The sequence below is a fragment of the Caecibacteroides pullorum genome (assembly GCF_019239235.1).
GTDB lineage: Bacteria > Bacteroidota > Bacteroidia > Bacteroidales > Bacteroidaceae > Bacteroides > Bacteroides pullorum.
This window is the reverse complement of the sequence record NZ_JAAZTS010000042.1, coordinates 1-10,615: the sequence shown is the minus strand read 5'-3', so window position 1 is coordinate 10,615 and position 10,615 is coordinate 1. Positions and strand designations below refer to the sequence as shown.

The window sequence follows — 10,615 nt, the reverse complement described above, 5'->3', positions numbered from 1 at the left end:
ATTTCATGCGCATGAGCGCGCGCGTTACAATTACAGTTACAGGTAAGTTCTATGGGAGCAAAACAAGAAAACGATGATTTAGGGAGAGAAAAGCGATGATTTAAGGAGAAGAAAACGGTGCTTTTTTCCTAACTGGAGAAAAAGTTCTGGCCTATTGGAGAAAAAGATACCGATAACTGAGGAAAAAATTCCTTCTATAAGAAGAATTAAAAAGTCATGATGTCAATAGATTACGATCCTCATAAGGACTGAATGAAAAATGTAGTCTTTTCTTGTTTCTGAACAAAAGAAGAATTAATTTTGCGCCCGTTTTCAAGGACCTTATACTAAATTTGAAGAAGAAAATGAACGCAAAACTCAAATTTCCATCCAAACAAGCGGCTATTCACGAAGCCAAGGACTACGTTATGATAGCCTTAGGAATGATTTTATACGGCATCGGATGGACCGTTTTCTTGTTGCCCAACGACATTACGACTGGTGGCGTACCTGGTATTGCTTCTATTGTCTATTTTGCAACTGGACTTCCTGTGCAGTATGTCTACTTTTCTATCAATTTCATCTTACTGCTATTAGCCATCCGTATCTTGGGATGGAAATTCAGCATAAAGACCATCTTTGCTGTATTCACCCTAACCTTCTTCCTATCGCTGATCCAACGGGTGACGCAAGGCATCACACTGCTTCACGACCAACCATTCATGGCCTGTGTTATTGGCGCCTCCTTCTGTGGGAGCGGCATCGGCATAGCCTTTTCGTCAAACGGAAGCACAGGCGGTACGGATATCATCGCAGCTATCATCAATAAGTACAGAGACATCACCTTAGGAAAGGTGATGCTGATATGTGACTTGATTATCATTTCGTCAAGCTATTTCGTACTAAAAGATTGGGAAAAAGTTGTATATGGATACGTAACGCTCTACATCTGCAGCTTTGTTCTTGACCAGGTGGTAAACAGCGCCCGTCAGTCGGTACAGTTCTTCATCATCAGCGACAAATACGAAGAAATAGGCAAGCGCATCAATGTCTATCCCCACCGCGGCGTAACGGTAATCAACGCCTCAGGTTTCTATACTGGTAAGGAAATCAAGATGTTATTCATCCTTGCCAAGAAGCGTGAATCGGGTATCATCTTCCATTTGATTAAGGAGATTGACCCGAATGCATTCGTATCACAAAGCGCTGTTATTGGCGTTTACGGCGAAGGATTCGACCGAATCAAAGGGAAGTGACAGGAACGAAGCGTCCTTCCCTCCACACATATTTCAGCACGGGGCGAATGAAAGGTTTCAACACGTCATTCGCCTCGCTGTCCATATAGCGGGGAGTAGTAAAAGAGAACGTCAGCGTGTCGTTTTTGGAAGAAAGGTTGGCCATAACCAATGTCATATCTGCCTGACTCATGGCTTGCCGTACACCGTTATCATTCAGAGAGTCGGGGACAGAAAGAAAGTCTTCCAATACAGGCATCTGAAGGAAAGAGGAGGCGGAAAGTTCCTGCCACTCCGTGGTATAGAAGCAGACATCGCTGTCGGGCACAGGGCCGTTGACGGTGGAAATCGTGCACACAACGCGCGTCGAATCGTTCACATTCAGCATCTTCATTTGCCAAAAGCTGCGGCTTGTCATCTGCATACGGATATAGTCGGGGGCAAGTTCGGTCATTTCGGACTTCTGCCCCAAGCGATTAGTCACTTCCGCTTTCATCTTGCTTTCGAGGAAATCAATACAGTCGGCTTTGTTGACCTCCGTCAACAAGGGCGTCAGGCTGTCGGGCATCGCCTTGAAGCAATCTTTGGCCGTCTGGCCGAACAAGGGAGCCATGCCCAAAAGGGCTACAGATATAAAGGTATATAGTTTCTTCATTCTTCTATTCTTTTTTGTCTGCATTGCGACGGAGCAGGCGGCACACTTCCTCCAGGCCGCGGGCGTCCACTTCGTCGAACGTATTGAGTTCACTGCTATCCACGTCGAGCACGCCCCACACCGCGCCCGCGCCGTCGGTCAACGGCACCACAATTTCCGAGCGCGAAAGGGAGCTACAGGCGATGTGACCGGGGAAGGCGTCGACATCGGGCACCACCAGCGTGCGGGCTTCTTGCCACGCCGTGCCACAGACGCCACGTCCCTTGCAGATGCGCGTACAGGCCACAGGCCCCTGAAAAGGCCCCAGCACCAGTTCGTCGCCCGACACGCGATAGAAACCCACCCAAAAGAAGCCGAACGTCTCCTTCAAGGCTGCCGCCACGTTCGCCAGATTGGCCACCTCGTCGGTTTCGCCCGCCAAGAGGCCTTCCAGCTGAGGGAGCAGGGCTGCATAGCGCTCTTCCTTCGTGCCGCCGCTGATATACAAATCTTCTGCCATACGATCAATTGAATTTTAATTGCGGATGCAAATATGAGAATTAACGCGGAAAGATACAAGACCGTCCGACGTTAAATTCTCCTTATATCCGTCTGTCAGCGGCTGCCCAGGTAGAGGAAGAACATACCGATGAGCACCAGGATGAGGTCGACCGCCTTGCTCTTCAGGTTCTTTTCGTGGAAGAAGAGGGCGCCGAAGAGGAAGGAGACTACCACACTGCCACGACGCACCATCGAGACAATGGAAATCATGGAATCCTCGTAGCTGAGGGCGTAGAAATAGACGAAATCGGCTGCGCAGAGAAACAACGAGATGCCCACAATGGTCCACTCCCAGCGGAAGGGCGTGCTCGTCTTGCGCTGCGGATACCACAGGAGCAGAATGATGGGGCACATGATGAACACCTGGTAGACGTTGTACCACGACTGCACCAGCATGGGATGGAGCTGCGTCATCAGGTACTTGTCGTATAGGCCGCTGATGGCGCCCGTCACCGCCGCCAAAACGATGAACAGAATCCACTTGTTGTGTTTGAAATCGATGCCCTCCTTCTTACCTGAACGGCTCAGCATAAAGAACGAAAGCACGGCCAACAGCACGCCAATCCACTGGTAGAGGTTCAGCCGCTCGCCGAACACCAGCAGGGCGCCAATAAGCACCATGACGGGACGCGTGGCATTGATGGGGCCAACGATGGTGAGCGGTAGGTGCTTCATGCCAAAGTAGCCGAATATCCACGACGAAAGAACGATGAACGACTTCAGCAGGATGTACTTGTGCGCCTCCCAGCCCGCTACGGGCATGTCGAACATCGTCCCACTGAGCACGTCGGGCGCCCAAAAGGACAACAGGATGAAAGGAAGGAACACCAAACTGGAGAAAACGGTATTCAGAAACAGAACCGGCAGCACGGCATTGTCGCGCAGCGACTCTTTCTTGAAAGCATCATAAAATCCCAGCAACGCGGCCGAGAGAAAAGCAAGAAGTAACCACATGGATCAAACAAATATAAAATATCGGTTATGAACTATATAAACAGAGAGTCAGGATAGGTGACGTCCACCAGAAAGAGGGCATTGCCCGGCACCGACGTGCCCGCACGGCAGCGGTCTTTCTGCTCGATAACGCGACGGAAGCCGTCAACGTCCATCTTGCCGCGGCCCACCTCGAGCAAAGTTCCTACCACCGCCCGAACCATGTTACGCAAGAAGCGGTCGGCACGGATGGTAAAGACCCACGTCACGTCGTCCACCTGCGTCCAGGCAGCCTCCATGATGCGGCAGTTGTTGGTCTTCACGTCCGTATGCAGCTTGCTGAAGCTGGTGAAGTCGGTATAGTCGAACAACGTCCGGGCCGCCTCGTTCATCCGATCGAAGTCGGGGCGTTGGAAAAGTCGGCAACGATATTGCCGGTCAAAAGGATACTTGGCCGTCGTAACGTAATACTTGTACATACGCGAGGTGGCATCAAAGCGGGCATGCGCTTCGGGCTTCACCGCCCGCAGGCGGTACACCGAGATATCCGGCGGCAGCAGGCGGTTCAGCTTGTCGGTCATGAAAACTTCGTCCAGCGGACCGTCGGCATCAAAATGGGCCACCATGAGCGAGGCATGTACCCCCGCATCCGTACGCCCGGCCCCCACTACGCCGACCTCGCGGCGCAGCAACGTAGACAGCGCCTTCTCAAGACACTCCTGTACACTCACCCCATTGGGCTGCACCTGCCAGCCGTGGTAGGCCGTGCCGTCGTAAGCCAAATCAATGAAATATCGTTGCATCCAATAATCTTTTGGGAGGCAAAGGTACGGATAATCCATGTATTTTGTATTATACAATCCGCAATTTATATACAATGCGGAAAGCAAAATCTGCGTATCTTTGCCTGCAACCTTTAACAACGTAAATTATGACAAAGAAAGTATTGATTTTATCTTCCAGTCCGCGCCGCAACGGCAATTCGGACACGCTGTGCAATGAATTCATGCGCGGAGCCGTAGAAAGTGGACACACCGTCGAAAAAATATTCCTGCGTGACAAAACCATCCACTACTGTACGGGATGCAGCACCTGCAGCTTCCTCCAAAAGCCCTGCCCGCAGAAAGACGATGCGGCAGAAATCATCGAGAAGATGGTAGCAGCCGACGTCATTGTTCTGGGTACGCCTGTCTACTTCTATGCCATCAGTGCCCAGATGAAAACCCTGATAGACCGCTGCTGCGGACGCTATACCGAGATGACCGGCAAGGAATTCTACTTCATCTCGGCCGCCGCCGAAGACGACGACGCCATCGCCCAGCGCATTGCCGACAGCTTCCAGGGCTTCCTCGACTGTCTGGAAGGACCGCAAGTGAAAGGCAACATCTTCGCCGGAGGCGTATGGCATCCGGGAGAGATAGCAGGGCATCCGGCCCTGGCGCAGGCCTACGAAGCCGGGAAAAATCTTTAAAGGATAAAAGGGAAAGGCCTCGGAAGTAGAAAAACGAAAACTATCTTTTGCTTTTTGTACTTCCGAGGTTTGCTGTATCTTTGCACGCGGTTTACGGAAAACCACGAAACAAAACGACTTAATACGAGCAATGAAAATGAAACTGATCCAACGGGCCTCGCGCCTCCTACCCTGCCTGCTGCTGACGGCAGGCCTCGCCTCCGCCTTTGCAGGATGCAAGAAGAAAGACATGTCGATGAAGATGAACGAACCGCGCAACATCCACGGCGTAGCCAACTTCGGCCGCACCTTCGGCGACCTGAACCAGAAACAGCTGAACGTGGCCCAGGCCATCGGCATCAGCCCCATCGCCTCGCGCGAAGAAGCGGAAGAAATGACCGACCGCCTGACCTTTATTGAGTCCAACGAACGCTATGCCGTCGACTCGCTCAACCACTCCATCCCCTACCTCATTCCCGGCGCCGCAGCCCTGCTGGACACCATCGGGCAGAATTTCCTCGACTCGCTCGCGTCCAAGGGCCTCAACCCGAACCGCATCATCGTCACCTCCGTCCTGCGCACGGAGAAGGACGTGAAGCGCCTGCGCCGCCGCAACACCAACGCCTCGAGCAACTCCACCCACGCCTACGGAACGACGTTCGACATCAGCTGGAAGCGCTTCCAGAAGGTGGAAGACGAAGACGGACGCCCCATGCAGGACGTCGGCGCCGACACGCTGAAGCTGGTGCTGGCCGAGGTGCTGCGCGACCTGCGCCGGGCCGACCGCTGCTACGTGAAATACGAAATCAAGCAGGCCTGCTTCCACATCACCACCCGAAAATAACCGGAATTTTCATCGACGGGCCGTCCCGATGTGCAGAGAGCCCAGCGGACATTCCGACGGACCGTCCAAACGCATGGAGAAGATTTCGGACATTCCGACAGGCTCTCCAAACACGCGGAGAAGCTTTCGGACATTCCGACAGACTCTCCAAACACGCGGAGAAGATTTCGGACATTCCGACAGACTCTCCAAACACGCGGAGAAGCTTTCGGACATTCCGACAGGCTCTCCAAACGCGCGGAGAAGCTTTCGGACATTCCGACAGGCTCTCCAAACACGCGGAGAGCCCGGCGGACATTCCGACAGGCTCTCCAAACACGCGGAGAGCCCGGCGGACATTCCGACGGGCTCTCCCAATGCTCCGAGAAGCCGCCGGACATTCCGACGGCTCCGAAAATCATTCATCCTTTTCTTCCAGCAACTTCCACGCCAGGGGCAAGCAAGTGGCGATATCGCCCGCCGTCATGCCCGTGCGGCCCTGCTTGCGCGCGGCGATGTCGCCCGCCAGACCGTGGACGTAGACACCCAGGCGGGCCGCCATCCCGGCATCGTAGCCCTGCGCCAGCAGTGCCAGGAGCACGCCCGTCAGCACGTCGCCGCTGCCGCCCGTCGCCATGCCCGGATTGCCCGTGGTGTTGAACCAGCAACGTCCGTCGGGCGACACCACCGCCGTGTAGGCCCCCTTCAGCACGATGTGCGCCCCCGTGTTCTGCGCCAGCTCACGCGCCTTCATCAGCCGCTCGTACGAATTGTGGCACTTGCCCACCAGCCGCTCCAGTTCCTTGGGATGGGGCGTCAGGATGCTCCCCTCGGGCAGGTCGTTCAGGCCCGAACGGTGCTCGCCCAGGGCGTTCAGCGCGTCGGCATCGACGACCATCGGCGTCTGGCAGGTGCGTATCTGCTCCAGCACGGCGTCCACCGTCTGCGGGTCGCGCCCCAGGCCGGGACCGATACCCACGGCCTGATAGTCGTCCGTGTCGGTCGGTTCGGAGAAGCGCGTCTCGCTGTAGTCCAGCTCGGTCATGGCCTCGGGTACGGACGTCTGCACCATGAAGTTGTTGCAGAAGGGAACATGCACGGTCAGCAACCCCGCGCCCGAGCGCAGACAGCCGCGGGCGGCGAGGATGGATGCGCCCGCCATGCCCTGCGAACCGGCAATGAGCAGCGCACGGCCGAAGTTGCCCTTGTGGGCAAAGCGTCCGCGCGGACGGAGCAGGGAGGCCACCTCGTCGTCGGCCAGTTCGAAATAGGTATCCGTTTCTTCGATAGCTTCCTCGCTCAGGCCGATGTCCAGCAGGCGCCATTCGCCTACATAGGCTTCGTTCTCGGCGAAGAGGAAGGCGAGCTTGGGCAGTTGCAGGCTCAGGGTCAGGTCGGCGCGGACGATGTGGGCTGCTATATTATAGGTATTGTCCTCGCCCATCAGGCCCGACGGCACGTCAATGGCTACCACATGGGCGGGCGAGGCGTTGATATACTTCACCACGGCGGCAAACCCTCCGCCCAACGGTTTGTTCAGCCCGCTGCCGAAGAGGCCGTCCACCACCACGTGGTCTGCCGTCAGTGTGGGAGGGGCAAACTGGGTGGAGATTTCATGGAAAGTGATGCCTTCCACTTCGAAAAGGCGTTCACGGTTCACGGCACAGTCTTCGGAAAGCTTTCCCTGCGGGTTGAAAAGGAAGACTTCCAGCCGATAGCCCTGTCCGGCCATCAGTCGTGCCACGGCCAGGGCATCGCCCCCGTTGTTGCCGGGACCTGCAAATACAGTGAAAGGAGTGTCGGTATCGGGCCACTGCTCCATGATGGCGTCAGCCAGCGCTCGTGCGGCCCGCTCCATCAGGTCGATGGAGGCAATGGGCTCGTGCTCGATGGTATAGGCATCCAGCTGGCGGATGCCCGAAGTCGGAAATATTTTCATAATGCTTGCTTACAGTTTTCTACAAAAGTAGGCATTCCGATTCTATTTCGCAAATGCAAACGCGTTTCATGCCATCTTTCTGAAAAATGTAGAAGGCAAAAAGGAACGCATTCGCCCGATAATTCGTAACTTCGCGCCGCAAAAACAAAGACCACACATGAATACAACCAACAAACATCCCAAAGGCCTCTATCTGATTTTCGCCACCAGTACGGCCGAGCGTTTCAGCTATTACGGCATGCGTGCCATCTTCATCCTGTTTCTCACCCAAGCCCTGTTGCTCGACACCGAGACGGCAGCTTCCATCTACGGCAGCTACACGGGCCTCGTCTATCTGACTCCGCTTATCGGCGGCTACGTGGCCGACAAGTATTGGGGTATCCGCCGCTCCGTTTTTTGGGGAGCCGTACTGATGGCCGTCGGGCAGTTTCTGATGTTCTTCAGCGCTTCCATGCTCGATGCTCAGGATTTGTCGAGGGGACTGATGTATGGCGGACTCACCTTCCTTATATTGGGCAACGGATTCTTCAAGCCCACGGTGTCGTCGCTCGTCGGGCAGCTGTACGAACCCGGCGACCGTCGGCTCGACTCGGCCTACACCATCTTCTATATGGGCGTCAACGTGGGGTCGTTCCTTGCTCCGCTTGTCTGCGGCTACTTCGGCGAGACGGGTAATCCGCAGGACTTCAAATGGGGCTTCCTGATTGCCGCCATCGTCACGGTGCTGACCGTCGTGCTGTTCGAGACGCAGAAGAACCGTTACCTCATCCGCCCCGACGGCCAGCAACTGGGCATCGTGCCCGATGCACGCAAAGAGACGGAAGGCACCTCCGTAAAGGCCCAGACGCCTGAGGAGCTTCGGCGCAAACGCCGCAACCTGTGGATATGCAGTGCGATGGCCGTCGTGCTGGCCCTGTTCTTCTACGGGTGCTTCGGCAACGACTGGATCAGCATCGGCATCTTTACGGCCTGCATCGTCTTCCCGGCCAGCATCCTGATGGACGGCTCACTCACCAAGATTGAGCGCGACCGCATCCTGGTCATCTACATCATCGCCTTCTTCGTCATCTTCTTCTGGGCAGCCTACGAGCAGGCAGGCGCTTCGCTCACGCTGTTTGCCTCGGAGCAGACCGACCGCGTCATCTTCGGTTGGGAAATGCCTGCTTCGTGGATTCAGTCGTTCAATCCCTTCTTCGTCGTCATTCTGGCAGCCGTCATGCCGGGCGTATGGGGAGCACTGGCACGTCGGGGCATGGAGCCCACGTCGCCCACCAAGCAGGCCATCGGCCTGCTGCTCCTGTCGCTGGGCTATCTGGTCATCTGCTTCGGCGTGAAGGACGTGCAGCCCGGCGTCAAGGTAAGCCTCATCTGGCTGACCGGCCTGTACTTCATCCACACGATGGGTGAGATTGCCCTTTCGCCCATCGGCCTGTCGATGGTGAACAAGCTGACACCCGTCCGTTTCGCCTCCCTGATGATGGGCATCTGGTACCTGTCCACAGCCACGGCCAACAAGTTTGCCGGTACGCTCTCGGGCCTCTATCCCGAGGCAGGAAAGGTGAAGACGCTGATGGGCTACCGCATCGAGACGATGTACGACTTCTTTCTGGTGTTCGTCGTCATGTCGGCCGCCGCGTCGGTCATCCTCTTCCTGCTGTCGAAGAAATTGCAGAAGATGATGCACGGAGTGGAATAAATTCGCTACCTTTGCACCAATTTAATATTCACAAGTCCCATGGATAGCATACAGATCAAAGACAAGAAATTCACCGTCTCCATCAAAGAGGAGGATATACTGAAAGAAGTGAGCCGCGTAGCCAACGAAATCAACCGTGATCTGGCAGGCAAGAACCCGCTCTTCCTGAGCGTGCTGAACGGTTCGTTCATGTTCACCGCCGACCTGATGAAACGCATCACCATCCCCTGCGAGATATCGTTCGTCAAGCTGGCCTCCTACCAGGGCGTGTCATCGACAGGCGCCGTCAAGGAAGTCATCGGCATCAACGAAGACCTGAGCAGGCGTACCATCGTCATCGTGGAAGACATTGTAGACACAGGCCTCACCATGCAACGTCTGCTTGAGACGCTCGGTACCCGCGGACCGAAGGAGATACATATCGCCACCCTGCTCGTCAAGCCCGAGAAGCTGAAGGTGGACCTCAACATCGAATATGCCGCCATGCGCATCCCCAACGACTTCATCGTGGGTTACGGACTGGATTACGACGGCTTCGGACGGAACTATAAGGACATTTATACAGTTGTGAATGAAGAATGAGGAATGAGGAATGAAGAATGACAACCGTTCTTCATTCTCCATTCTCAATTCTTCATTCTTAATTCTTCATTCTTAATTAAAATATGCTGAACATTGTAATTTTCGGTGCCCCCGGCTCTGGCAAGGGCACACAAAGCGAGAGAATTGTAGCAAAGTATGGCATCAACCACATCTCCACAGGTGACGTGCTGCGTGCCGAAATAAAGAACGGAACCGAGCTGGGCAAGACAGCCAAAGGTTACATCGACCAGGGCCAGCTCCTTCCCGACAACCTGATTATTGACATCCTGGCTTCCACGCTGGACAGCTTCAAGGATTCGAAAGGCGTCATCTTCGACGGTTTCCCCCGCACCATCGCACAGGCCGAAGCCCTGAAGAAGATGCTGGCCGAACGCGGACAGCAGGTGAGCGTGATGCTCGACCTCGATGTGCCCGAAGACGAACTGATGAAGCGCCTCATCCTGCGCGGACAGCAGTCGGGCCGTGCCGACGACAACGAAGAGACCATCAAGAAGCGCCTCACCGTTTATCACAGCCAGACCGCTCCGCTCATCGACTGGTACAAGCAGGAAGGCCTCTACGCCCACATCAACGGACTGGGCGAGCTGGAGACCATCACAGCTGACATCTGTAAGGCGATTGATGCAGTGAAGTAAGCGCTTCTCGCTCCAAAGAAGAAGGTGTGTCAAAAAGCACACCTTCTTTGTTTAGCACAAAGCCCCGACTTTCACAAGCTGGGGCTTTGTTATTACCTAAAGATTTTGTATCTTTAAGCCTAAAGAT

At 55.0% G+C, this 10,615-nt stretch carries 11 protein-coding genes; 6 read left to right on the top strand and 5 right to left on the bottom strand.

Going from position 1 to position 10,615, the window contains the following annotated elements:
* The first annotated feature begins 344 nt into the window (after nt 1–344).
* Nucleotides 345–1,235: a YitT family protein gene (locus tag HF894_RS14700; protein ID WP_021846244.1), complete on the top strand. Its 891-nt coding sequence runs from the start codon at nt 345–347 to the stop codon at nt 1,233–1,235.
* Here HF894_RS14700 and HF894_RS14695 read toward each other — a convergent pair.
* From HF894_RS14695 to truA, 4 genes are all read right to left on the bottom strand, one after another.
* The gene (locus HF894_RS14695; protein ID WP_204973359.1) at nt 1,222–1,869 is read right to left on the bottom strand and encodes a DUF3256 family protein; all 648 of its coding nucleotides are present in this window, start codon (nt 1,867–1,869) and stop codon (nt 1,222–1,224) included. The genes HF894_RS14700 and HF894_RS14695 overlap by 14 nt on opposite strands.
* 4 nt (nt 1,870–1,873) lie before the next feature.
* Entirely contained in the window at nt 1,874–2,368 is a 495-nt protein-coding gene (locus tag HF894_RS14690) for a GAF domain-containing protein (RefSeq protein WP_204973357.1), read from the bottom strand.
* A gap of 95 nt (nt 2,369–2,463) precedes the next feature.
* Nucleotides 2,464–3,363 (bottom strand): DMT family transporter, encoded by a 900-nt coding sequence (locus HF894_RS14685; RefSeq protein ID WP_204973355.1) that lies wholly within the window; start codon nt 3,361–3,363, stop codon nt 2,464–2,466.
* 32 nt (nt 3,364–3,395) lie between these two features.
* Nucleotides 3,396–4,145 carry a tRNA pseudouridine(38-40) synthase TruA gene (truA, locus tag HF894_RS14680; RefSeq protein WP_204973353.1) on the bottom strand — a complete coding sequence of 250 codons (750 nt, stop codon included), beginning with the start codon at nt 4,143–4,145 and terminating at the stop codon, nt 3,396–3,398.
* 128 nt (nt 4,146–4,273) lie between these two features.
* On the opposite strand from truA, the gene HF894_RS14675 reads away from it, so the two are divergent.
* Nucleotides 4,274–4,813, top strand: coding sequence for a flavodoxin family protein (locus HF894_RS14675; protein ID WP_204973351.1), 540 nt, complete (start codon nt 4,274–4,276; stop codon nt 4,811–4,813).
* Between the two features lie 136 nt (nt 4,814–4,949).
* On the top strand, nt 4,950–5,636 hold the full coding sequence (locus HF894_RS14670) for a DUF5715 family protein (protein WP_246593279.1): 687 nt from the start codon (nt 4,950–4,952) through the stop codon (nt 5,634–5,636).
* Between the two features lie 397 nt (nt 5,637–6,033).
* Here the strand turns inward: HF894_RS14670 and HF894_RS14665 are convergent, their stop codons facing one another.
* Entirely contained in the window at nt 6,034–7,554 is a 1,521-nt protein-coding gene (locus HF894_RS14665) for an NAD(P)H-hydrate dehydratase (RefSeq protein ID WP_204973349.1), read from the bottom strand.
* A 157-nt stretch (nt 7,555–7,711) separates the two neighbouring features.
* Between HF894_RS14665 and HF894_RS14660 the strand changes: the two genes are divergently transcribed.
* From HF894_RS14660 to HF894_RS14650, 3 genes are all read left to right on the top strand, one after another.
* Entirely contained in the window at nt 7,712–9,250 is a 1,539-nt protein-coding gene (locus HF894_RS14660; protein WP_204973347.1) for a peptide MFS transporter, read from the top strand.
* Nucleotides 9,251–9,289: 39 nt separating this feature from the next.
* Nucleotides 9,290–9,832 carry a hypoxanthine phosphoribosyltransferase gene (gene hpt, locus HF894_RS14655; protein ID WP_204973345.1) on the top strand — a complete coding sequence of 181 codons (543 nt, stop codon included), beginning with the start codon at nt 9,290–9,292 and terminating at the stop codon, nt 9,830–9,832.
* 83 nt (nt 9,833–9,915) lie between these two features.
* Nucleotides 9,916–10,488: an adenylate kinase gene (locus HF894_RS14650; protein WP_022021068.1), complete on the top strand. Its 573-nt coding sequence runs from the start codon at nt 9,916–9,918 to the stop codon at nt 10,486–10,488.
* Nucleotides 10,489–10,615 lie beyond the last annotated feature (127 nt).